The organism is Paenibacillus sp. Y280, assembly GCF_056786335.1.
In genome coordinates, this window is sequence record NZ_JBXCIW010000015.1 from 121,012 (window position 1) to 146,382 (window position 25,371).

The 25,371-nt window shown below is 44.8% G+C and carries 18 protein-coding genes; 5 read left to right on the forward strand and 13 right to left on the reverse strand.

Features of this window, described 5'->3' with window-relative positions; all coding sequences use genetic code 11:
- Nucleotides 1–43: 43 nt before the first annotated feature.
- Nucleotides 44–592: a helix-turn-helix transcriptional regulator gene (locus AC1TPC_RS18970; protein WP_482068357.1), complete on the forward strand. Its 549-nt coding sequence runs from the start codon at nucleotides 44–46 to the stop codon at nucleotides 590–592.
- Nucleotides 579–1,418: an alpha/beta fold hydrolase gene (locus AC1TPC_RS18975; protein ID WP_482068358.1), complete on the forward strand. Its 840-nt coding sequence runs from the start codon at nucleotides 579–581 to the stop codon at nucleotides 1,416–1,418. The genes AC1TPC_RS18970 and AC1TPC_RS18975 overlap by 14 nt, the downstream gene beginning before the upstream one ends.
- 164 nt (nucleotides 1,419–1,582) lie before the next feature.
- On the opposite strand, the gene AC1TPC_RS18980 is transcribed toward AC1TPC_RS18975, so the two are convergent.
- The 3 genes from AC1TPC_RS18980 to AC1TPC_RS18990 form a co-directional block, all read right to left on the reverse strand.
- A complete protein-coding gene (locus tag AC1TPC_RS18980) occupies nucleotides 1,583–1,828 on the reverse strand; it encodes an ethanolamine ammonia-lyase light chain EutC (RefSeq protein ID WP_482068359.1) in 246 nt (81 codons plus the stop codon).
- The gene (eutB, locus tag AC1TPC_RS18985) at nucleotides 1,797–2,006 is read right to left on the reverse strand and encodes an ethanolamine ammonia-lyase subunit EutB (RefSeq protein ID WP_482068377.1); all 210 of its coding nucleotides are present in this window, start codon (nucleotides 2,004–2,006) and stop codon (nucleotides 1,797–1,799) included. The genes AC1TPC_RS18980 and eutB overlap by 32 nt, the downstream gene beginning before the upstream one ends.
- Nucleotides 2,007–2,078: 72 nt before the next feature.
- Nucleotides 2,079–3,107 (reverse strand): glycoside hydrolase family protein, encoded by a 1,029-nt coding sequence (locus AC1TPC_RS18990; RefSeq protein ID WP_482068360.1) that lies wholly within the window; start codon nucleotides 3,105–3,107, stop codon nucleotides 2,079–2,081.
- 505 nt (nucleotides 3,108–3,612) lie between these two features.
- On the opposite strand from AC1TPC_RS18990, the gene AC1TPC_RS18995 reads away from it, so the two are divergent.
- The gene (locus tag AC1TPC_RS18995; protein ID WP_482068361.1) at nucleotides 3,613–5,322 is read left to right on the forward strand and encodes a methyl-accepting chemotaxis protein; all 1,710 of its coding nucleotides are present in this window, start codon (nucleotides 3,613–3,615) and stop codon (nucleotides 5,320–5,322) included.
- 82 nt (nucleotides 5,323–5,404) lie between these two features.
- Here the strand turns inward: AC1TPC_RS18995 and AC1TPC_RS19000 are convergent, their stop codons facing one another.
- Together AC1TPC_RS19000 and AC1TPC_RS19005 are read right to left on the reverse strand one after the other, a co-directional pair.
- Entirely contained in the window at nucleotides 5,405–5,611 is a 207-nt protein-coding gene (locus AC1TPC_RS19000) for a hypothetical protein (protein ID WP_482068362.1), read from the reverse strand.
- Between the two features lie 8 nt (nucleotides 5,612–5,619).
- Nucleotides 5,620–6,648 carry an AraC family transcriptional regulator gene (locus AC1TPC_RS19005; protein ID WP_482068363.1) on the reverse strand — a complete coding sequence of 343 codons (1,029 nt, stop codon included), beginning with the start codon at nucleotides 6,646–6,648 and terminating at the stop codon, nucleotides 5,620–5,622.
- Between the two features lie 175 nt (nucleotides 6,649–6,823).
- Here AC1TPC_RS19005 and AC1TPC_RS19010 point away from each other — a divergent pair, with 175 nt between their 5' ends.
- Entirely contained in the window at nucleotides 6,824–7,405 is a 582-nt protein-coding gene (locus tag AC1TPC_RS19010) for an NAD(P)H-dependent oxidoreductase (RefSeq protein ID WP_482068364.1), read from the forward strand.
- 87 nt (nucleotides 7,406–7,492) lie between these two features.
- Here AC1TPC_RS19010 and AC1TPC_RS19015 read toward each other — a convergent pair whose 3' ends face one another.
- Nucleotides 7,493–8,497, reverse strand: coding sequence for an alpha/beta fold hydrolase (locus AC1TPC_RS19015; protein WP_482068378.1), 1,005 nt, complete (start codon nucleotides 8,495–8,497; stop codon nucleotides 7,493–7,495).
- Between the two features lie 365 nt (nucleotides 8,498–8,862).
- Between AC1TPC_RS19015 and AC1TPC_RS19020 the strand changes: the two genes are divergently transcribed.
- The gene (locus tag AC1TPC_RS19020) at nucleotides 8,863–9,231 is read left to right on the forward strand and encodes a GNAT family N-acetyltransferase (protein WP_482068379.1); all 369 of its coding nucleotides are present in this window, start codon (nucleotides 8,863–8,865) and stop codon (nucleotides 9,229–9,231) included.
- 179 nt (nucleotides 9,232–9,410) lie between these two features.
- Here the strand turns inward: AC1TPC_RS19020 and AC1TPC_RS19025 are convergent, their stop codons facing one another.
- From AC1TPC_RS19025 to AC1TPC_RS19055, 7 genes are all read right to left on the reverse strand, one after another.
- Nucleotides 9,411–14,828 carry a PQQ-dependent sugar dehydrogenase gene (locus tag AC1TPC_RS19025; protein ID WP_482068365.1) on the reverse strand — a complete coding sequence of 1,806 codons (5,418 nt, stop codon included), beginning with the start codon at nucleotides 14,826–14,828 and terminating at the stop codon, nucleotides 9,411–9,413.
- Nucleotides 14,829–15,092: 264 nt separating this feature from the next.
- Entirely contained in the window at nucleotides 15,093–16,787 is a 1,695-nt protein-coding gene (locus tag AC1TPC_RS19030; RefSeq protein ID WP_482068366.1) for a M3 family oligoendopeptidase, read from the reverse strand.
- Between the two features lie 133 nt (nucleotides 16,788–16,920).
- On the reverse strand, nucleotides 16,921–17,289 hold the full coding sequence (locus AC1TPC_RS19035) for a hypothetical protein (RefSeq protein WP_482068367.1): 369 nt from the start codon (nucleotides 17,287–17,289) through the stop codon (nucleotides 16,921–16,923).
- 223 nt (nucleotides 17,290–17,512) lie between these two features.
- A complete protein-coding gene (locus AC1TPC_RS19040; RefSeq protein WP_482068368.1) occupies nucleotides 17,513–21,766 on the reverse strand; it encodes a chitobiase/beta-hexosaminidase C-terminal domain-containing protein in 4,254 nt (1,417 codons plus the stop codon).
- Nucleotides 21,767–22,053: 287 nt separating this feature from the next.
- Nucleotides 22,054–23,400: a DRTGG domain-containing protein gene (locus AC1TPC_RS19045; protein WP_482068369.1), complete on the reverse strand. Its 1,347-nt coding sequence runs from the start codon at nucleotides 23,398–23,400 to the stop codon at nucleotides 22,054–22,056.
- A 138-nt stretch (nucleotides 23,401–23,538) separates the two neighbouring features.
- Nucleotides 23,539–25,155 (reverse strand): malate synthase A, encoded by a 1,617-nt coding sequence (gene aceB / locus AC1TPC_RS19050; RefSeq protein WP_482068370.1) that lies wholly within the window; start codon nucleotides 25,153–25,155, stop codon nucleotides 23,539–23,541.
- A gap of 13 nt (nucleotides 25,156–25,168) precedes the next feature.
- Nucleotides 25,169–25,371, reverse strand: a 203-nt coding sequence (locus AC1TPC_RS19055; RefSeq protein ID WP_482068371.1) for a hypothetical protein, incomplete at its 5' end; no start/stop codon positions are given.

The following is a 25,371-nucleotide window of genomic DNA, read 5'->3' on the forward strand; positions in this document are numbered from 1 at the left end:
ATGTTATGATCAAAATGTGATTTTAGCGAAGGAGGCAATTGCATTGGAGTTTGTAATACTGGGTCTTCTTATGATTCGCCATTTAACACAATATGATATAAAAAACGCGCTGCAGCAAAAAGTATCTCCCTTATATAGCGCCAGCCTTGGAAGCATTCAAGCCGCTTTAAAGAAGCTGGAGAGCAACGGGCATGTCGATCTCCAGGAAGCCGTTGAAAATGGAAGAAGAAAAAAGATTTATTCGATAAATCCGCTGGGCAGGCAATATTTTATGGACTGGATGCTGTCTTCCATTGCCCCAAATCGTTTGGAGCAGGACGTACCCACAAAATTGTTTTTCTTAGGACATCTATCTCCTTCGAATCGTCTTGCACTTGCAAAGGCTGTCGCCTTGCAGCTTGAATTCGCCATTCAAGAATTCGAGACTGCCCAAAGGGAATCCAGTCAGAAAGCCGTGCCGGAACATCTTAAAGAGACGTTCAGATTCCAGCTTAAAACGTTGGATCTTGGCCTCTTTTATCACCGAAGCATGCTGGCATGGTTTAAAGAGCTGATGACTGAACTGGAGGCGGACGATAATGAAGAGCGATAAAACTTTTAGAAGGCTGGCGTTCAGAAACGCACAATTCACTTACTACATCGCAGGAGATAAGGAAAAAGAATCGATCCTGATGCTGCATCCGGCATTTACGGACCATCACATTTTTGATGCGCAAACGGAATATTTTCAGAAGAGTTATCAAGTAATCGTTCTAGATATGCCTGGACACGGGGAAAATCAAGTTAGCGGAACTAAAGTCACCCTTAAGGATATGCCTGAAATCATAAACCAGCTTTTGTTGGAAAACGACATTGTTGACTGTCATATTTTAAGTGTCTCCATGGGATCACTTGTCGCGCAGGCGTTTGCTGATCGTTATCCGGAACAGATAAAGTCAGTCATCATCGCGGGAGGTTATTCGATACATAAGGCGAATGAGCAGGTATTGAAGAAGCAGCGAAGCGAAGGGTTAAAATGGATCATGTATGTATTATTTTCGATGAAAAAATTTAGATCTTATTTATCCGTAGTATCCTGCCACAGTGAGCAAGGCCGCGCCGTATTTGCCAAAGGAGCGCAGCATTTTACTCGAAAATCTTTTTCCGCTATGGCTGGGATGAATGCTTTTTTTATCAAAAAAGATACTCCGATGCCTTACCCGCTCTTGATCGTCGTTGGAGAACATGATCTCAAACTTATTCAAGATGCCGCAAGGGAACTGCATGAATTAGAATTACATTCCCAATTGGTGATCATGCCTGGGGCAGGTCACTGTGCTAACGCAGATGCGCCAAGCGAGTTCAACCTTATCGCGGACCGCTTTTTGTCAGCTATAGCAGATCGCAGCCCAGTAACCTTTCCTTCCAATTTGAAGTAACAGGAAAAGCTCCATCTATCACTCATTTCCGTCCAAAATCGCTTGAAATAACTGGAGAATTTCCCGTTAATCCTGCTCGGAACTCGGATGGCTATTCTTCCATCTTGGCAGAAAATATTAAATAATGAGATTAACGCCGCTAATTTGCTGCTCAATCATTTTTCTTAAGATCGAACCGATATGTGCCCTGCCTCAACAGGAAACCTCGTGTCAACTAATAATAAATTAAATTCATCCAAGGTGGCAGCATTAACCTCACCATATACCGAATCAACCGCATGCGCATGATCCAATCGCAGCTTTAACAGCTCTTTCGTTAAAGGCCGCGTTCCGGTTCTTCCGACATCGATACGCGCTGGTGTATGCCGTGCCAGACCTTCAAACATAATTAATCGCTGCTCTCTGTCCATTTTCTAACCTCCACTTTAATATACAAAACGACCGGCATCCCCTGCATCCACAGTCAATCGACCAGTAGTCAATGACTTCCTGCGTGGCATGCAGCAGCGATTTAATGTTCTCCGTTGTATCTATAACAGGATTGATACCGATGACCGCATCGCCAATCCCGTAGCTGATTTTTTCAATATAAACGGCCTCCGATTATTTATCGGAAGCCGTTTATATTAATAAGCTGCATGTTCACAGCGGCATCTTTATTTATTTTAACGGAATAACCATGTTCCATGTTACGCCTTCAAATTCCCAAGGACTCTCGCCCTTTCCGGTAGCTAGAAACAGATGCGTCGGCTTTCCATCGTGGAATAAGAGATTAGGACGCTCAAGATTGCACTGCAGGCTTGTTGTCCCGTCATCCCATGTCACGCTGCGCGTATAGGACAAAGGATTCGGATGCAGGTTCCAATGAATACAATCCTCGCTTGCAGCATACACGCCTGCGCCCCACTCTCCCGTAAGGCCGCCGCTGTCATTCTTATAGTCATCCTTCATCAGCACATGAAACAGTCCATCCGCATACCAAAGGTATGGGTCCTCCACGTGGAAATCCACATTGTCAAAACGGAAAATCGGCAAATCACTCAACCGCTCGAACGGTCCTGCCGGATGAGGCGCTTTCGCAATGCCGAGCTGAAGCGTCGCGTTAACATATTCACGAGATTTGTATATCATATAAGTCGTTCCATCCGGCAAAATAGCAGCCGAGGGATTGGTTGTAATGGTACAGTCCCAGTGGCCTGGCGTCCTTGGCTCCAAAAGAGGTGTGTCGATTCGCTTCCAAGGTCCATAAATGGAATTGCTGGTAGCGAGTCCAATCCTTTTGCGATTCCAAACTTCAAGCGCACGGCCAGAGGATATATCCTCACCCGGTGACGGGATAGGCCCGCCGTAAGTCGTACCGAAATAATAAAGATAATACGTACCATTCCAAAATTTAATAGAGGGGTTATGCTGATTCAGCGCATCAAAATAGGAACGATCCCGAGGCTCGAATATGACCTCTTCAAACTGATAGGGACCTTCCGGTTTGTCACTCACTGCTCTTACAATTTCACAATTAAACAACCATTGCGCGCCAAAACCAAGATCTTTGCGCCATCTCGATGCAAACAAATGGTATTTGCCATCTTCCCCTTGAATGGCAGAACCGCACCAAATATAATAATCGTCCATATGGAAGCCGCCATTTTTTGGTGCTGGAAGCAGCCTATTATAAATCGGATTTTCCATGAATTATTCCCTCCAATTACATAGCTAACCGAGCAGACCAAACCTGTAAAACTAGAAGCTCAAAAAAAGTAAATTGGAAAAATAGCATGTTTCTCACGACTGCTAGCAGCAATACCAATTAAAGTTTAAGCCGCAAGTTTAACAAAATCAACATCTAATATAACGACATTTTCCTAACCATTGCTTCATGTCCAACTAAGCGGTCCACCCGCATTGTTTCCGAGCAGCATAAAACAATGGAGAAAACGAAGGCAGCCTTTTGTATAAAATTAAAATGTGATTTTTTTTTTAGGAGAACTATGGTTGGATGCTCGTACGTTCGAGATTATTTTTTAACAATAAATTTAGAGTATTATTCGACAAAATGTGATAATATTCTACATATAACAACTAGTAATTTATGGTAATTATTATCCAGATAATCAATTGTCTTTTTTCGAAGCAATCGATTTCACCTTGATGTAAGATCCACAATTACTAAATAAAAAATAAGGTGGAAAAATGGATGAAATGGATCATGAATTTAAACACAGCGGTAAAATTGCTCACAGCTTTTCTATTAATTTCCATTATTTTAGCCGGTGTTGGATTCTACTCCTTACATCATTTAAACGAAATGAAGAAAAACTTAAACGAAATATATGACAATTATCTAATTTCAATTAAAAGCTTGAACATGACGGGAACCAACTTCCAAAAGTTAAGAGTTGTGGTCCGAGATATTAGCAATGCGTCAACGAAGGAAAACAAAGATAAATTAGCTGAAAAGATTCCTGTATTAAAACATGATATCATTACACTTTTAGATGACTATCGAGTTATTAATCATACTCCATCAGAGGTGGAACTGTTAAAAACGTTTGAGGCCCAATTGGACCAATACGTAATACTATTTGATAATGCGATTCAACTTGCCTATCAGAATGACCGGTCGGCATTCCTAGCTTTTCTTCCTCAAATGGCTTCACTAGGGTATCAAACAGAGGAGACATTGGACAAGCTTATCAATATCAAAGTAGTGCTCGCTACTAAACAAGACGCGGAATCTGAAACTGACTATTCCAAGGCACGCAATATGACGATCATTGTAGTTGTTGTTGCTTTTCTAATAAGTGTATTAATGGGGATCGTTATCGCCCAATCGATCACAAAACCACTTAATAAAATATTGGCCATTGTGGCAAAGGTAGCGGATGGCGATCTACGGGAAAAATCGAATATCAATTCCAAGGATGAGGTAGGCTTGCTTGCCAAATCCGTAAACATAATGATAGATTCTCTCCGATCCTTATTAGTTGAGGTAAGTCATTCCTCGAGTCAATTGGCTGCTTCTGCGGAGCAGCTGTCGGCGAGCGCAGAGCAATCCACCAATGCCTCCGAACATATTGCGAGCATCTCTGAAAATATAGCGGATGGTGCCAATCTTCAAGTGCATTCAGTCGGTGAAAGCGCTCGAACGGTTCATGATGTTTCAGAGAAAATACAACAAATTGCTTCTCATGCACATTCTGTTTCCGAAACGACAACAAAAGCTTCGGAGAAATCAGCCGAAGGTGGACTAGCCATTCAAACGGCTGTGAAGCAAATGAATTCCATCAGCGGTTCAGTCGATGGTTTGGCCCACGTAATCACTCAACTGGAGGATACTTCTCAAGAAATTAGCCAAATCACCGCTGTCATCACGCAAATTGCTCAACAAACGAATTTGCTCTCGCTTAACGCAGCTATCGAGGCAGCCAGATCGGGAGAACATGGACGCGGCTTTGCTGTCGTAGCCGGAGAAGTAAAGAAGCTTGCTGAACAATCTTCACAATCTACGGAACAAATCTCTGCTCTGATTCATGCTGTTCGAGATAAAATCGTATTGGCTCAGTCCTCTATGCAAGTGGCGACAAAAGAAGTCAATATGGGAATGGAAGTCGTGCAGGCCGCGGGAAGCTTATTTTCTGAAATTGAGCTTTTTGTAGATGAGGTTAACCATCAGGTGCTAGAGGTTTCGGAGGCTTCTCAGCAAATTGCCTCCGGAACAGAGCAAGTCGTTCAAGCCTTTGAAGGAATTTCAAAGCTTTCACAAACGACTGCATCCGGGACCGAAAATGTGTCTGCTGCAACAGAAGAGCAGCTCGCCTCCATGCAAGAAATTTCATCTTCCAGCATCGCACTAACACAAATGGCTGAGGAATTGCAAATTTTAGTTGAAAAATTCAAGATGTAAGGTATTAATAACTTAGCAGCGGACTCCACGCCCACGAACATTAAAACGCGGAAATTCAGAGCGCGTAATGCCGTGGGCTGGTTTATTTAATACCATCGAGCAGCTTGCGAAGCGTCTGTAGACAGTCTTCCATCGCTGCGGCAGCATCAGCTGCATTCGCTATTTGCACCAGCCAGAGCGCTGCCTCATTTAGTGCACCTGACAGCAAATGTGTTGCTGCATCCAGCCTGACATTCTTCAGATAGCCTTGTTTTGATAAATCAGCGATAATGCTATCAAATAAAAACACAGCCTTTATCAGACTGTGTTAGCTGCTTGCTCATTCATTATTTTTGTCCTGTACTGCCCTGGCGTAAGCCCCGTCCACTTCTTAAATGCGCTCTGAAACGCGCTTGGCTCTGAAAAGTGCATGACGTAGGCAATCTCACCAACTGAATATTCCCATTTCCTTAAGTAGCCCATTGCCAGTTCCTTGCGTACGCGAATAGAAAGATCATTGTATGTCGTGTTTTCTTCCTTCAATTTATTTTGAAGCGTTCGCGTGCTTATTCCGAAGGATTCAGCCGTTTGCTGCAATGCCGGGAAAAAGGATGGAATACATTTTTTCATCCATTGTACAACCTGCTCTGAAAACTCGCTTGCCGGCATCAGCTCGTCCTTGGCTTCCTGCGCAATCGCCTCGAATACACCCAGCAGCTTGGCATCGGAATACATAACAGAATAGGACAGCACATCCTTGCTCATGCGCAGAACATTCTCTTTACCGCCAAATAAGGGAACTCTCCCAAACACCGACATGTAGGGACTCGTATCTGTTGGAGCGTCATGCGCAAACTGAATCTCTTCGAGCAAAATACGCCGGTTGCTGAGCCTGCAAATTAACCGGTACACGGAGCTCGCCATATCCTCCATACAATGACGAGACATCTGCTCGGTATGCTGTAAAAACAGCCGAATAAGGACATCGTCTCCCTGCACTTCCCAATCTAGATTGAATCCACTGGACAAAATCACATTATACCGCTGGTATGCGGCTAGCGATTCAACAATCGTGCTGGAATGCATCATTACATAACCGAGAATGCCCAAATCTCCGAACTCCATATTTTCACCTTGGTGCAAACCAAAATGATCGTCTTGCGTGTAATGTGCAGCTGCGATCGTTAATCGTACCAATTCATCTCCCGAAATACGCGCTTCCACATCTTGCAGAAGACTAGCATCAAACGAAGCATAGCTGCAATATTGCTCTGTATCATATCCTTTGTGAACGATTGTCTTCATAATCGGATATACCATCGAGATGGCCACACCATGACTCTTCAAGCAGCAATCCTCCTTTGCGCGAATCAGCAACATTTTTTGCGTCATTGATCATTTATATCGATTTGAAATCGTATTAAGCTAATTGTAATCAAACACCACTATATTATATCGCAAACAACTACGATGGTCAGCGATCAACTGAAAGAGTGGCATTGAATAGAGGAGGAATATCGATATGAAATCAAAAATTGTCGTCATTACCGGACACCCCGATTCACAAAGCTTCTGCTCAGCCTTGTCTGAGGCTTATATAGAAGGGGCAATGAGCAGCAATGCCGAGGTTCGATCTATTGATTTGAGTAACATTCAATTTGATCTGAACTTAAAGTTTGGTTATCGCCAAAGAACAGAACTGGAGAAAGACCTGATAGAGGCTCAGAAATCAATAAGCTGGGCGGATCACCTCGTATTCGTCTATCCAACCTGGTGGGGCGCGATGCCAGCCATCCTGAAAGGCTTTATTGACCGCGTGTTTTTGCCTGGCTTCGCCTTCAAATACCGCGAAAATTCCAGCCTTTGGGATAAGCTTCTGCGCGGCAAATCTGCTCACTTAATTGTCACGATGGACACTCCGCCTTGGTACTACAAATGGATTTACAAGAGTGCCGGCCATAATGTAATGAAACGCAATATATTGCAGTTCTGCGGAATTACGCCTGTACGCGTGACGGAAATTGGGCCTGTTAAGCCTTCATCAGCAGAGCAGCGCGTCAAATGGCTCAATAAAGTAAAGAAGCTCGGTTCAAAGCTAGCATAGGGTATGAATGAATGGCAAGACCGCATTTGAAGGGAGTAGCTGCCGGCGCTGCTCTGTTCAATGGTGTAAATTTCATAGGATAACCGCTTAAAAGTCGAGCTGATCCCACGTTTTTTTCAACCACTCTGCGAATAACGCTTTTTCCTCAAACTGCGGATAATGAGCTGATTTTTCGAAAATAACAAAATCCTTTAGAGGTGCTTCCAGCCTCTCAAAGTATTCTCTTGCCGCGTTTGCCGATGTCATATAATCATACTGTCCCATAACAAAATAATAAGGAATGTCCAGCCTATCAACGATGGTAGTAATGTCGTTTTTTGATTCTTCCTCCAATAAGAGCTCCTGCGACACCGAAACCCCTTTTAGATAACGAATGACATCAAGTAAATTATATTCGGGTTGAAAAAGAAAGCCAGTGTAATAATCCATGTTATCATCAATTAATCTTGCTGCTCCGCCATATTTCCGAATTATGCTTCTTGGCGTAGAAGCTTCCCCTTGCTCGACTCGCTCTCGAAGAAGCTCTAATCGCTCCGCATCTTTCAAATTGCCGGCTATTTTTGCTTTTTCGATCGTATAATTCAAACTGTCCAATTCGCTTTTCACCGTATCGGCAACCTGCCCAATACCAATATAAGCAACAAATTTGTCAGGTGCTCTAGCCGCTGCTTTCATTCCAATATAAGTGCCGAAAGAATGACCGATCAGCAGCACTTTTTCTTGTCCAAGTTCATCTGCAACATAATCTGTCAGAGCGAGCAGATCATCTACGAGCAAATCTGTTGATAAATGGGAGTAGTCCTCCAAAAAATGATACGATTTCCCGCTACCTCGCTGGTCATAATGCACAATAGTAAAATTTTCCTCGAGCAAATCTTGATATTTTCTCACATAAGGAATTTCGGAGCACCCTGGACCTCCATGCACAAAAATGACAACCGGATTGCGCTGGTCTGCTCCCCTAATCATGACCTCATGCCCCGTGCCATTGATCGTAACCTGCTCTAATGAGCTTATGCTGTTAGCTCCTTTAATTTGCGGTGTCCATGTTGGAAAAACTAATCCGGCAGCAACGAGCAAAGCAATGATCATTATGCTTATCTTTGCTATTTTTATCGTTTTTCTTTTCAATGGATGGCTCCTTAAACACAGTATAATTACTCTCTATTTTATATGATCCGGGTCTAAAATAACCATTATTTTATCATACGGCTCCCCCGTTTTATGTTATAGTCTTTATTAGATTAATTGGAGGCGATAATAATGAAAAATTATACAACCGGACCCATTCTAGAAGGATAGCGCCTACTGGTCCATAAACTGCGTGTTTTCCTTCACCATTGAGGGTGCTGCAACTATGCCAAAATATGAATTAATAGCTATGAAATATGATTCTAAGGAACAAATCGATGCAATCGTTATACTAGAGCAACAATGCAAACATTTTGAACAAATCAATGGTGCAGTGCTCATCTCAATCCTTTGGCGATTCAGAGGAATGGACACGCGAATATTTTACCCGTACGAATGAGCCTTCTCGAGTGACCTATATCGCCTTGATGAATAGCGTGAATGTCGGCATCATCCGAATCAATCACATCAATCCATCGACTGCCGTTATTCATGATTTTTGCATACTCCCTACCTATCAAGGAAAAGGAATGGGGCGTGAGGTTCTTTCGAAGGCTGTAAGTATATTGTTGGAAGAACAACGCACCCACATCCGATTAGGAGTCGTCACCGAAAATAAGCGTGCATTAATTCTATACCGAAGCGTTGGTTTTGAAGTAACTTCCGAGAACCAATACTACGCCTGCCATCTATAAAGCAAGACGTTAATGCTTCACTCACTATTAAAAAAGGGTGCCCCTAAAGCCTATGGCTTTTTGGGACACCCTCATTTCCGCTGCGGAGCGCCCATTTGCCCGTTTGACGGACTGCTCGCAGATAAAAAAGCTGTCTTTAAAGGTCGATAACCTTTTGAGACAGCTCCTTAAAAACATCATTACTTCTTGAGCAAATTATAGATGATCTGTGCCGCTTCCGCGCGCGTAGTTATTCCTTTTGGCATGAACTCCCCTGCACGGCGTCCTTTGACCAAGTCTAATTCTCCCGCTGCGTTCACGTAATTTACTGCCCACGATGAAACCTCACTTGCATCGCTAAACTTCGATTCCATATAAGTGTCAATCTTCTTGCCGCTCATCACTTCATAAGCTCTGATTAACATCGTGACCATTTCTTCACGGGTAATGTTATCCATCGGATGAAAGAGAGATTCGCTCTTGCCCGATACGATTCCGGCTTTCACCGCAATCGCTATTGCCTCCGCATACCAATCATTTGCTTTTACATCCGCGAACTTGATTTCCGCCGATGACGATAGCTTTAACGCATTCACGAGCAGTACCGTAAACTCCGCACGGGTAATGGCACGATCTGGTTCAAAGGCCGTTGCGCTCGTTCCTTTCACAATGTGCTTGGCCGTCAGCTCTTGAATCGGCTGCAATGCCCAGTGCGTCGATGGCAAATCTGCAAATGTCTTCTTAAACTCCAGCACGGCATATTTGCTGAAATGCGAAACAGCAGCGACCATCTCTCCGCCCATGTATTGCCCTCCGATATATTCAAGCGTACCGTTGTCGGCGAGGTAATATATGCCTGCCAGGCTCTGGTTCAAAGAGCTGTCTACTTTCAATCGAATCGTTATCGGCTGATTGAATTGAGCTAAATGAGAGGACTTTCCGTCCTTCGCCACGACTGCCAAGCTGAGCTCATATACTTCGCTGGAAAGCTTAAGCTGAGCTTGGCTTGACGATTCTCCTGCTGCTATAATTCGGTCTGCCTCCGTCGCCGTTAGCGGATTGAAATCTAGTACGATAGTGCCATCCTTCATATCAGTCGCTGAAGCGAGCGTTTGCAGCTGCTTCAACACTTCTGCCGGTATCTCAATGGATAGGTTGTCATTCGAAATAGCGAGCGCATGGGTGGCAAGCAAGTCGCCAGCGTTGAAAGGCAATACGATTTGTTTCACATCATTCGCTGCCTTAATGGCAACCTTGCCGTCTACTGCCGGCTTGTTCAGCTCCTGCAATTTGACGGTGTACGATGCTTTGTTTCCGCTGTCGGGACTTGTTGGCACGTTGTTATTTCCTGTGTTGTTCGAGTTGTCTGAGCCTTGATTGCTCTTGGCTGGCACAATGATTTCTATTGGACCAGTGCTCGCTTTCGTTCCGTCGGACGTTCTAGTCACTTCGAGTATGAGTGTCAAAGCTGTTTGATTGCTAGGCGGCATGATCGTACCGTCTGTCTTAACAACAGCTGGTTCGCTCGAAGTCTTTATCGACACCGAATATCCATCCGGTACTTGCGGCAGCGTTATACGTGCAGCGTCTTTCGCAGGTGCAGCAATCGTTGTAATCGTCGCTGCAATTTCCTCCGCTGTCTGTGCAGCAACGGTAGGCGTAAGCTTCACAACGCGATCTTTATTCGGCGTCGAATGGTTGCTTGATGAAATATAAATGTTGCCCGCTGCATCCTCGAACACATCTCTAATCCGTCCATACTCTTTATTGAAATACGCCTCTGTAATTATTCTTCCATCTTCAAAGGACATCAGCATCAATTGCGATCCTCTTAAATTCGTGACCATCAGTTTGCCTGACCACGGTCCATGCTTGATAAACGCAATGCCAGAAGGTGCTAATCGGTCGGTGCCGGTATGGAAAATCGGGGTAGTGAGCGTTACTCCATCCACAACCATTTCCAAATCTCCTTCTATAATCGGCCAACCATAATTGCCCCCTGGCACAATTCGATTAATTTCTTCATGACCTGCATCGCCATGCTCGGAGCTGAACAACGCATCCGTTCCAGGCTGCCAAGCCAGTCCTTGCGGATTTCGATGTCCATAGCTGTAGACGTATGGATTAGCGGTTGGAAGACCAACAAACGGATTATCCGCTGGCACGCTTCCATCCAGCTTCAGTCGCAAAATTTTGCCGCCTAAATCATTCAAGTCCTGCGCTTTGGAGGAAACATAGGTTTCACCCGTAGTCACATACAAATAACCGTCAGGACCTATCTTCATTCGTCCGCCGCTATGATTGCCGTTTCCGGTAGCTGCCGTAGCTGGAATATTGTCCAGCAGCGTTTTGTCAATCGCAGCCGTATTGCCATCTGCAGATACGATCAAGCGCAATACACGGTTAGCGGCAATTGTGCCCGACTTAATATAAGACTGGTAGACATACATGTATCGATTCGTTTCAAAATTTGGATCAAGCACGATTCCAAGCAATCCGCTTTCTCCTTTAAGGAATAAATGAGCGGATAGATCAATAACAGGCTGTGCTGCCAAAACGTCATTGCGCATTAATCGTACTTTGCCATTTCGTTCCGTAAAATAGAGCGTTTTATCCGGCGCCATGTCAAACGCCCATGGAATATGAAGATCTTCAGCAATTACCTCCACTTGGTAAGGCAAATCCGTCTTTTTAGGAATGCTAACTGCAATCGTATAGCTTTGGGATGTCAAACCGTCTTCCGCTGTGACGATAACTTTATCCCCGGAAGCAAGCGATGCGCCAGGTTTTTTCTGAACCGGTTTTTTAGGCTCTCGGCTGCCGCCTGTGCTCATAACGACTAAAGACTGGACAGAGCCATCGGTCGATTCGAAATGACCCAAAATATCCGCTGCCTTTGCGCCGTTTAGTACAGAAAGCGTATGCTTCGATAAATCTACGGCTGCCAGATAAGGATGCGGGCCCTTCAATTGAATATCTGTGTTAGCGCTTTTTACAACGCCAGATGACTTGGCTGGTACTAGAACAGGTATTTCATTCGTTGCAGCCGACAAGCCATCCGAGATTCTGGTCACTTCCAACACGAGATGAACAGTCGTATCCGTATCTGGAGGAGTGATCGTTCCATTTGAATGAATGACTGACGAATTCAACGATTGTTGAATTGAGATCGTATAGCCGTCCGGTACAGTTGGCAGCGTCAGCTTCGCAGCATCCTTCGCTGGAGCAGGGATCGAAGTAATTCCGCTCACAATCGCATGAAGATCAAGATCTCCATCCGCTTTCAATTTGGTTAGCTTAATATAATCGAAAGTGAGATTATTAGCTGTGCTTTCGGCATTTCTGCCCGTTACTACGAATCTGAATTTATGATTGCCCGCCGCTGTGAGGTTGATCCCGCCAAGATTTGCAACCGGGAACTCCTGCGTAGCCTTATACTGATCTACTGGCGGGCCCTGTGGTACGCCATCAACATATAGCTGGGAAATCCCTCTATTTTTATTCGTTTTGTAACTGAATTCAACCTTATATTTGCCAGCCTCCTTCACATCCAACGTTAGTTCTACCCAATCGTTTACAGCCGGGGAAGATGTAGTCTGAAAATATTGCCCTGAGCCTGAGTTGCCGCCTGATGCTTTGCCCGTGGACGGGCCGCCTTCATTAACCGCAAATGGAAGTGTCGAAGCTGCATAAATGATGCTTTCAATAGGCTCTGGATCAACAGGACCGCTGTTAGTGCCTGGCACCTTCACTTGAATGGGTGAACTCTCTTTGGTGACGCCATCGGAATCCCTCTTGATTTGAAGTATGAGACTTACCGTTTGATCCGTTGCAGGCGGGGTGATCGCGCCATCCTTGCTGATCACATGCTCAGCGCTTGAGCTCAAAATGGTTACGCTGTAGCCGCCAGGAAGCTCAGGCAATAAAATCTTTGTGTCGCCCAGCGCTGGCGCCGCGAGCGTCGATAGTAATGCAGCAACATCTTCAATCGGGTCTGTGCTTGTTTTGACAAACAGAGCTTCTGCATCATAGCCTTGGCCGTCGCCGCTTATCATTTTGGCACGAACTGTCGTCGTTTGGTCAACAGAAAAAGGTCCGTTATAGAGAGCGGAGCTAGCGGTAGGCTCACTGCCGTCTGTCGTGTAACGGATTTCCGCTTGCGGATCATACGTTGACAGGGCAACCGTCTGCGTACCTGAGAAATGAGCTCCATATGGCTCCATGATTAGCTTTGATATTTTCAATAGCCGGGTACTGCGGGGCGCGATGCTCTCACTATAGGATGACATCGTGCCTAGCTTAGCGTGAGACCACATGTCGCTCACTAGATATTCGCCCGTTAAGCCCAAATCAGCATTAAAATCGATAGCTCTTGTCTGTGGGGTATCCTCACGGTTAAATAATGCGACAACCCAAGTGCCGTCAGGCAGCTTGCCTTTCCATATTTGGCTAAGTGGATTTGTATTGTCCGTAGATAATGGCTGTGCGTAAAATCCGCGCTTATTCAAATCTAGAATTTCCCAATTCGTGTAGTAGTATCCATTTTTTCCGATTTCATTATATTTATCGCCAATATTTATGCTGCTGCCCGCCATCGCAAGCAAACTGATTCTTGTTTTCTTCTCTGCGTCGGTGCTCGCATTGCCGCCCGTGCTAAGAACGGTGTAATCTCCGTCAATAGCAACTTTCCCTCGTCCAGACAAATCGGAGAAAGAAATAAACCCATCAAACAGATTGTAGGCTGGCGGCCAAGTATCCGTTTTCGTTACGCCCTTGCTTCGATTGCTGGTGTGGTACCATAAGCCTGGACTTGCCGCATCCGTCCTCCAATCCTCGCTCGCTCTCAGCAGATTCGCCGTCGTCATTTCATCCTCGGCATGATTGACGTTGTTGGTGTTGGCATAATATAAAATAAGCTCGTCGCCAGCCGCTTCACGAATCCATGCATATAATTGCTTTACCGCAGCGTGTCCGTAAGCGTTCTCATAATATCTCAAAAAGTCAATCTTAAGCAGATCCACGCCTTGACTTATAAAATATTTAATCATCCCCTGTACGTATTCCTTAGAGCCCTCTGCTTCCGGATTTACCATATACCTGGTTTGATGCATATATTTCGCATCTTTAATTACGATATTTTGCAATGGAATATTCGTGCCAACAACCTTCAAGCTGTCATCTTGGACAAAATCCTGATGAAGCCACGAAGGATTATAATAGATTCCCAGCTTCAGCCCTTTGGAATGCACGTAATCCGCCCAATATTTCCAGCCATGCTCCCAGTTGTTGTAAGTCGTAAGGTAACCATTCTCGTTGCGGGTGGTCGCATCTCCAACCCATCCGTCCAAGCATATATATTCATAGCCGTACTGCTTAAACTGATCAGCGATCCAGTCGGTATTTGCTTTCATGAGCGGTTCGGTAAAGTTTCTGCTGTACGGGGTCGCGTGCCAGCCCAATACACCCGTTACTTTCTCGTTGTTATACTTGCTGTCTGATGCGTGTACTTCCGTATCTCCTAGAATGGTGTCTGTGAAAACACCTCCAAATACGACAGCAAAAGAAACAACGACGATAAATGCAGACTTACATTTAGTCAACGTTTTACGATAACTCACAATAAATAACCTCCGCTTCGATTGATTTAATACGAGCTTCCTTATCCCCCTTTTCGTTATATTTTTTTCAATTAAAAGGTTCATTTTGAAATTACTGCTTAAGAGATTTCTATCATAGCCGATATTCCCTTTTTTTCGAGTTAAATATCGTTTTCCTTTTGTTTGATTTCATTAAAAAAAGCAGCCGAAATGGCTGCTTTTACATGTAAACGGTATGAAAATCGGCATCAAATTGTGCCTTTCCGCATGCTTTATTCCCTTATTTTAAAGAGCCATATCGTCAACACTGTCCAGCCAGCTCTCGATGCTGCCGATGACCGAGGAAACGCAGCCGTCCTCGAACGGAGATTTCAGCCCAGCTACTCTCACCAGCTCCGTAAAGGACAAACTTCCGCCAAGGCAGCAAAGCTTCACATAATCTGCCCATGCCGCAGTACGATCCTCATGCATCTGTTTCCAGAACTGAAAGGCACAGATCTGAGCCAGCGTGTAATCAATATAATAAAATGGCGTGCGGAAGATATGCCCCTGCTTATGCCAGAAGCCGCCCTGCTCCAGATATTGATTATCCGCATAATTGCGGTGAGGCAAATATTTGCGCTCAATTTCCCGCCATGCCTCTTTACGCTCGGCTGGTGTCGCATCCGGGTTCTCATAAATATAATGCTGGAATTCATCCACCGTGACGCCGTATGGAAGGAAAATCAAGCCGCTTGCTAAATGGTCAAAGCGGTATTTATCCGCATCCTCCTCGAAGAAGAGGTTCATCCACGGCCAAGTGAAAAACTCCATGCTCATGGAATGAATCTCACAAGCCTCATAAGTAGGAAAACTGTATTCCGGAACCTCAAAATTCCTGCTCTCATATACCTGGAAGGCGTGGCCCGCTTCATGGGTTAGAACGTCGATGTCGCCTGATGTCCCATTAAAGTTGGAAAAAATATATGGAGCTTTGTATTCGCTAATATAGGTACAGTATCCTCCGCTTTGCTTGCCCTTCTTGCTGACGAGATCCATCAGATCGTTATCCTGCATGAAGCGGAAAAATTCATCCGTCTCCGGAGATAATTGTTCATACATCTTCGCGCCATTGCTCACGATCCATTCCGGATCTCCCTTAGGCGTCGCATTTCCTGATTTAAAGCTGAAATTCTCGTCGTAGTACAATAGCTGATCCACACCGATTCTTGCTTGCTGGCGCTCCCTCAGCTTCGATGCGATCGGCACAATTCCCTCCAGCACTTGTTTCCGGAAATTCGCTACCATCTCGGCCGTGTAGTCGGTTCGTGACATTCTTGCATAGCCAAGCTCGACGTAGTTGCTGAAGCCAAGCTTCCTTGCAATCTTTGTCCGCACCTTAACTAGATCATCATAGATGCGGTCAAACGTTTCCTCGTTCTCGGCCATGAAGCCCGATGACGCTTCCGTAGCGCGTCTTCGCATATCGCGATCCGTTGACTGCTGGAATGGCGCGAGCTGTGAAAGCGTCCGCTCCTCGCCCTCGAACATAATTTTTGCCGATGCAATCAGCTTGTCGTATTCCGTCGTCAGCTTGTTTTCCCGCTGCAGGTCCTCAATAACCTCTGGGCTAAAAATCTTAAGCGCCAGCTCTGCCAGCTGAAAAAGCTGGCGACCCCACTTATTTTCCAATTGAGTCCTGAACTTTGAATGCACGAGCGAGTGGTAATAATCAGTTAAGTATTCCTGTACGATCGGCCCGTTCTCGTCAAAAAAGTCCTGCTCCGCTTTATAAAACTCATCGTTCGTATCAATGGAGTGGCGTATGCTCGCAATTTGCTGCTGCGTATCAAATTCGCTTCGAAGCTTATTAAATGCAGCCATAACCTCATCCTGCTTCTCATAGCTGTCAGCTGCATTAAACGATTCCAGCAGCACTCTGATCTTTTGCTCCAACTCCTTAACATCAGGACGCTCATAACGATATTCATTAAATTTCATGCCGGCACCTGCCCTCTCTATCTTTATGAATGTAATTAGTACATGAACTCATTTCCCAATTATATCCTAAACGAGTGGAAAGTACCTACATGTCTATGTGCTTAAATTTGATAAAGCTGTTGAACTTATATTCTCAATTTCCAACATCGTCCAACAGAAACCCATCGCTATTTTCAATTTTCCATTCCAGCTGCTTCATATATTCAATCATTAAAGAGCATGTCTCTCTCCTGATTGAACCAGGCATATCTCTAATTTGAAGCTGTATCATTTTTTCAAAATCTTTGCTTTTCCTTTTAACAGGGAATCCTCTTTTATTTTGATAATGAAGCAGCAGCTTTAACGAATCTTCCCACTTTTCCAGCTCGATCATTAATACTAGCAGCTTGTATTGATTATCTGATTCAGGACTGAAATTAAACCTCTCACAGCTTTTTCTGTTTTCAATTTGTGATTGAAGCACTTTGATCTTCGCTTCAATATCCTCAATAATCTCCAACATATCGTCAGCACCTCCCAATGAAACGGAACACTTGTTCCCCATTTTATTAGAATGCCCTTTTTTTAGAAAAATAAACAGGAGCGCTTGTTCTACTTAAGATTACGATGGCAGCCTTAATCAAAAAAAGACTCTCAATTCGATTTCCGAATTGAAAGTCTTTCTTGAATGCCTTTTTTTTCTACTGCCTTAGATAGAGAAACCTAACGTACAACTGCAACACTGTTTAATTAACTGGTACAATTGCATATTTGCCGAGTTGCTTGACTGAAAAATGGACATTGCTTGTTGATGAATTGTAACTGCTATTCTTTACGATTTCCAGCTTGCCTTCGTTATTGATAAAATAAACGACAATTTTATTTGGATCTTCACCTATTTTCAAGGTGTAAGGCAGATTAATTTCTAAGCTTCTGCCTCCAAAATCACTTACTGCATTGCCATCTAGTACGAGATTAAAATCCAATGCTGTGTTTTGTCCGATTATAGCTTGTGTCGCAGGCGGCAGCATGTCTTTGTCAACCTGCTTCACAGAAAGCTCTAGAACAGCTGCATCCGTACCATTTTTATTGACCAGCATGTCGGAAGGAATAAACGTATTCGCTGAACCCGTATTTATAACCAAGCCTGTATTCTGCTTCAGACCCGCAACAGGGGCGAGGACTGCGACCTCCTTGGTGCCTGCATCTGGTTTAATCGTGATATTGATTAATTTATTCGTCGTTTTTGCCGCAGCAGTATTCATATCATCAGCACTTAAAACTACACTAGCTTTGCCGGCTGCATCAGTATCTATATGCACCGTGATGTTTCCATTTAAATCTACTGTTGTTACTTGTCTAGCATGTACCGTAACAGTCGTCGTTGCCTTGAACCCGCCTTCTTTCGTTGTCACCGTTATGGTCGCCTTGCCCGGAGCTATTGCGGTAACTTCTCCTTCGCTGCTTACCGTTGCAACTGCAGAACTGCTGCTGCTCCATTCTACGTCATGATTCGTCGCATTCGCAGGTAGGATTTCTGCTTGCAGCTGAGACTTTTCGCCCTTCGTTAAGCTGAGTTCTGTCTTGCTTACGTTCACACCCGTTACCGCTACATGAGGTGCTTTTACCGTGATAGCTGTCGTTGCCTTGAAGCCGCCATCCAGCGTTGTAACTGTTATGGTTGCTGTACCAGGTGCTTCAGCGGAGACTTCTCCCGCACTGCTTACTGTTGCAACAGCCGAGTCGCTAGTGCTCCACTCTATGCCAGCATTCGACGCATTCGCAGGTGCGACTGTCGCAGCCAGCGTTGACTTATCTCCCGTCGTTAGGCTGAGAGCTGTCTCGCTAACCGTCACACCTGTTACCGGAACAACACGCGGGATGATTCGAGCATCAGCCCAGTCACCGTGATCGCTGTTCGAAGGGTTATTTGTAGGTGTGCCTGCATCGTTGACAATAAGTGTAAGCTCGTTTACACCTACGATGTCCAATTCAATTGGAATGCCTGCCGCTGGACCGTTCACCGTGTTCATTGTCGGGCTCTTATAAAGAGAGAATCCATCCCCCAACACTTCAAACCAAAGGGTAGTAGCTGTGCCCTTCTTATTTTGGACGTCGTCAATACCGATTACAGCTTTAAAAATACCGTATCCGCCGCCAATGTTATATTTAATAATTGAAGTTGCATTGACTCCGATCCCTTTCGCATAAGTTACGCCATTGACCTTAATCGGCGTTGTAGCGCTGTTAATGCCATGATCCTTCAGCGGTGGATGCCCTGCCCAGCCGGTCGTTGCACTTACCCAGTTCAAGTCGGAAAGATAGGCAGGTGCGCTTGCCGGTTCTGGCAAAGGACCTGTGACGATGCGATAAGCAAAGGATGCGACATCGCTGTTCGAGTACATTTCCTTCACAGCAATAGCCTTTATCGTTGTCGATTGAGCAATGTTAATTGGTCCTGTATAAAGCGTACTGTCTTTCGTCGGCGTATCGCCGTTTGTTGTGTAATAGATCGAGGCGCCTTCTGTTCCAGAATCAAGAGAAACCTGGATCGCCTGATCGTAGCGTCCCGCTGCCTTGTTAGCTGTTGGTGTATTCGCCTTTGGCAACACTATTGCATACGCTAAGGTCACTACGTCACTATCTACCCACTCATCCTTGTACGCAATCGCTTTTACGGTCGTTGTTTTTGTAATTGCGATAGGATTTACATATTTGCTGCTGTTTCTAGTCGGCGTCGTGCCGTCAACCGTGTAATAAATGTCCGCACCAGCTGTAGCCGTGCTTAATTCAATCGATAAAAAATTGCTGTGCGTGCCCGGCTCTTTATTCGGAGTCGGTTTATCCACAATTGGTGCGTTAATCGTATACTCATAAGAAGCGACGTCGCTGTCCAACAGATTTTCACTGGCGGTAAACAGCTTCATAGTAGCTGTTTTTTGAATGACGAACGGGCCAGTATAAAGATTTGAGTTTCTTGTTGGCGTTTTCCCGTCCAATGTGTAATAGATTTTTGCATCTGGAGTTGAAGTTGACAACGCTACTTTAATCGTTTTATCGAACATGCCTGATGGCTTGTCGCTGACAGGCGCTTCTGCCTTTTCTGCTGCACCAGATGTGCTGACCTCTGCTAGAGAAGTTGCACCAACCGCAACCGATGTCGTGATGTAGGTTACCTTTTCGCCGTTCACTGTTTTATGAAGTGCGGGTTGATCAGTTCCATTCACGTTAATCGTAGGATAGTTGCCATAGAAACGCGCTTCCCACGTAAGCGGTTGTGAACCGGATCTATTTTTAAATTCTGTTTTGGTGTTACCAGTATGAGATACGCTAATATCATTTTGTCCCATTTGCAGGAAATCTACTTTGACATCGGGAACTTCGCTCGCAAGCCTTGGCGCGGTTACAACCGAATGCTGCGGCGCATTAGGCTCAATGCCCATCAACCCTTCAACAATGTTGCCGATTAGGGTATACGAAATTTCCGGATACTCGCCGTTTGTCAGCGTACCTGAAGCAAATTGCTCATGTCTGTTCGGTCTTGTTTCCATAAGGAATTTCAACCATTTCCAACCTTCGTTTACCCGGTTATACGGATAGAAAGTATCTGGCAAATAGCTATATGCCTCGACGTTCGCAGGAGAATTAGGTTTATCCAGTGTCGCCTTCGTAGTCGGTGTTGCATAGATCAAACCGTTGCCGATTTGGCTCGAAATATAATCGAGGTAATTGCTGTTTCTTTGACCTGGCTCGGTAATGAGCTTCATTGGCATAAACCAGCTGTTCTCTTTGCCGAAATCGGTATATCTCGTTACTTTGTCAGCATTCAATGCTCTGACATAGTTGCCTGTTTTGTCGCCGTTCTTAACGCTCCACTCATTGTTGAAATAATTTTTAAGGTCCTGCGCTCTAGCGAAGGCTGCCGTTGATTCGGCATTCAAGCCTTTTGCCTTCAGCATGTTCGCATAAGCCAGCAATGCTTGATACTGTGATCCGATCGCATCGCCCGCTTCGATAATCGGTTCTCCGCTTCTCTCGTTATAGCTTGCTGCACCAGCAAATATCCCGCCGCCTGTGCCCTCAGCAACGCCATTGCCGTTCGTATCATGCAGCGTAATATAATCCGTTAAGACCTTCGTGTAGAAATTCCACATGTCAGGATCATTGATGTATGCGTCATTTCCTGTCCACAAGTATTGCTTATATGCCTTCTCTACCAACTCGAATTGGATCGGTACCTCGCGTACAAAGTTCGTGTCGCTTTTGTAGTCAATCGTATAGTTGGAGCCGTCAAAGTTATACGCCCAAAGGGTGTACCATTTTCTAGCTGCCGTTGCCCCTTTAGCAAAGGTTTTGAACATGCTGAAGTTTTCATTGTCAAGCCCCAGCATATGTCCTCCTGGCGCTTGATGGACAAAGTCTCTGCTATAGAACGCAGTGCGATGTTTATATCCCGCCCAATAAGATGGGATATAGGAAAACGGACCTGGTTGACCACCCGTTTTGTTCACGTTGACCGGTCCGCTCTTGCCCGTTTGGACAAACTCAAGCGCTTGACCGATTGCCCAGTCAAAATTGCTTTTTAGAAGCGCATTTGAGGAATCAAGCGTAATCCTTTTTTCGGCTAGCGAACCCGTTACAGTCCAGATCTGAGGGCTGTCCGGTTCACTGTCGCTCGTTACCGTGTAGGTAACAGGTGATGTAAAATCTTTAGCCTCGCCTGAGGCAGGGGAAATCGTTGCGCCAGATGAAACCGCGATTGTAGGTGTAAGCGTTGTCAAGTCAGTGCCAAAAGGCATTTTAAAATGTACAGTATGTGCGCTCACATCAATAATAGAATTGCCAATTTGATCAGCTACAGCAAATGAAACAATGTTTTTTTGAACGGGTGCTTCTTCAGCATGAACGGATAAAGCAGGTCCAATAGCTGTGGAAAAAGTTGTTAACAACATCGAGAAAAACAAGACCAAACTTAATACTTTCTTTTTCCTTCTCGTCATTAGGAATCCCCTTTCTTTGAAAAAAATATGTTTCTATGCAAATCATACTTATTATAAGAACTAAATATAATGTCACATAACTACGATGTAAGCGCTCTTTTCTACTGATTATTGTTTATTACTATAACAATGTATATTTTTACCTTTATTAAAATTGGATATTTTTCTTTCGATTCCAACTATATCTATTTATTATCAAGTTTATTACAATTATAGAATTTTTAATCATTATGAGTGAACATAAAAAAAGACCTTCAGCTTGAACTGAAAGTCCTTCTTAAACGCCATTATTGGCCAAGCCAGCGTGCCGTAACGATTGATTTTACAACCATCTTTGATCCGGTGAACATACCGACTTCGATTTTACAAAACCTGCGGGTAAGCTCGATGACGGTAGGTATGATTTCCACAATGCTGTCAATCTCGACAGTCGCAAGGTAATAAGTAGAGGTGCTGTCGATGAGCAAATCCCCTTTTCGATGCTCTTTCATGGTTCGGTTGACAGACTGCGTAACTAAGCTGCCCATCATTCCTTCCGATATGTATCCGACTTGGTTGATCATTTGGGCGGTAACCCTGCCACGGAAGCGCAAATCGCCATTGTCAGTTCTCGATTCTTCGAAGACTGACCATATTTGATCCTCGAAGGTTTCACCATATTGCGGCTGCATCTGAACATATTGCATCGCTTTAAGCACATCTTTCCGGCTGATGACACCGATTAGCTTCCCAATCTCGTCGATGACCGGAATGAGCTCTATTCCTTCCCATACCATAGTATGGCTTACCGAAGCGATGGACGTATTGACCGTAACTGTAATGGGATTGCTCGTCATCAACTCGGCCAGCTTCTGACCACCGGGAGCCCCGATGACGTCCTTGTTCGTAATCATGCCGATCGGTTTATGCTTGTCGTCCACAACGGGAAAACGGTTATGTTTCGTTTCTTCGATTTTTTTCACTAATTTATCAACGCTTTCGCTGCCGCTCATGAATACAACTTTTACGTCCTTGCGAAGAATATCCCCAACAAGAATAATTTGCTTCTTGATCATTCGCTCATAAATCGCACGGTTAATCAAATTAGCGACCGTAAAGGTATCATAAGTGCAGCTTATGACAGGCAATTCAAGCTGATCTGCAAGCTCTTTAACTTCGGCTGTCGTATCGAAACCACCGGTAATAAGCACCCCGGCCCCTAGCGTCAAGGCGCTGGAGTGCGCTTTGTTTCGGTTGCCGACGATTAGCAAATTACCTTGTTCGATATAGCGGATCATCGCTTCCAACTGCATGGCGCCGATCACGAATTTATTTAATTCCTTATGCAAGCCAGCCGCCCCGCCAAGCACAGTTCCATCGACAAGTCTCGTGATCTCTTCGAACGTTAATTTATCGATGCTCTGTCTCTGACTCTGTTTCTTCTCGATTCTGGTCGTGCCCGCACGCCCGTTCGTGCTAACGATTCCGCGATTTTCCGCATCCTTGATAGCCCGGTAAGCTGTACCCTCGCTGACTTCCAGCGTAAGTGCGATCTTGCGGACGGAAATCCGCGAGCCCACCTCGAGACCTTGGATATATTGAATGATTTGTTCATGCTTCGTCGAAAACTCGTCCAAATCCGCGATTGCTCCCACCTCATCTCCGCCCTGTATTCCATTATTATATATGAAGGAGAATCAAAATAACAAAGGGATAAATAGATAAAGCTTCCATCCCGTTCTTATCCCATACAGGATAGAGCAGTTGGAAGCTTTATCATTTTCAACTTTCGATCATGCTTCTACTGATAGCAGAGAGGCATAACCGGGATTAGTGAGGAAATCTTCGAAGGTGTCGCATATCGTCATCTCTTTGAAAATCGAACTGGCTATTCCATATTTACGTTCCGTATAGAGGTCAATACCGATCTCGCTTTTGATTTTCTCCAATTCCTCTTGCAAGATTTCTTCAAACATCTCCGCCGTAACCTTGCGCCCATCCGCTAGAATGCCACCTGGGTGATGAATCCATTGCCAAAGCTGAGCCCTTGATATTTCTGCGGTCGCAACATCCTCCATCAAGTGATGGATCGGAACAGCACCCAATCCTCTTAACCAAGCTTCAAGATATTGAACGCCAACGGATGCGTTCATTCTTACTCCCTCTTCGGTTATCTCACCTACTGGGATTTCCAATAAGCTTTCGGAAGTAATCTGCAGCTGATCCAGCTGCTTCTCGACCTGATTAGCCTTAGGCATCCAGGTATTGAACACTTCCATTGCTACGGGCACAAGTCCTGGATGGGCGACCCAAGTTCCGTCATGCCCGTCTGTCACTTCCCTAAGCTTATCCTGTCGCACCTTCTCCATAGCGACCTCATGAGCAACCGGGTTATTCTTGATAGGAATCTGAGCTGCCATGCCCCCAATGCAATGGATATTGCGTTTGTGGCAGGTTTTTATTGCTAGCAAAGAATATGCCCTCATAAAAGGAGATGTCATCGTAATCATACTGCGATTGGGCAATATGACATCCGGTTGATTCCTTAGCTTCTTGATATAGCTGAAAATATAGTCCCAGCGTCCGCAGTTCAATCCGACAATATGCTCGCGAAGCTCATAAATGATTTCATCCATTTCGAATGCGGCAAGAATCGTTTCGATCAATACTGTAACTTTAATCGACCCTTGGTCAATCCCCAGTTCCTGCTGCGCAAACGTAAATACATCATTCCACAGCCGCGCTTCCCGGTAACTTTCGATTTTGGGAAGATAGAAATATGGACTGCTTCCTTTACGGATTAATGTCGCGGCATTGTGAAAGAAAAACAATCCAAAATCGAATAGGCTTGCGGAAATAGGATTTCCATTAATGGTTACATGGTTCTCCACCATGTGCCAGCCGCGAGGACGGACCTTTAATATGGCCGGTTCCTTATTGAGAGCATAGCGTTTCCCATCAGGGCTCACGTATTCAATCGTGCCATTTACCGCATCTCTAAGATTTATCTGCCCGTCAATCGTATTCGACCAGGTAGGTGAGTTCGCATCCTCAAAATCAGACATGTAAAGCTTAGCTCCGGAATTCAAGGCGTTTATTACCATTTTCCGGTCTCCCGCTGGCCCCGTAATCTCGACTCTGCGATCTTGCAGTTCCTTCGGAGTACTTGATACACGCCAATCGCCATTCCGCACTTCCGATGTTTCTTCCAAGAAATCCGGCAGTTGACCTTCGTCAATGTCCTTCTGCCTTTTTTTCCTAAGATTAAGAAGTTCGCTGCGCGTGGGTCCGAATTGCTTCTCCAGCTTCTTGACGAAAGCTAATGCTTCAGAGGTTAGAATTTCCCCATATGCAACATTTCGGATTTCCCCTGTAACTTCCAAGCCGCTAAGCTCCATTTGTTCATTCATCTTAGCCCTCCCACTATAAAGTAATGTTTTCTCCCGTTTTCTCGCTTATTCTCAGTATTACAACATTGACACCTTGTGTGGTAGTGGTGGAGAATGTATACTCTACATCATTTTCTGTAAGGACGTAGGCGGGAACAGAGCTTAGGATCGTTTGGTTCCAAAACTGTGGAAATTGGATATGATCGCACAGTGGATCTCCACATGCACCCTTGGGGT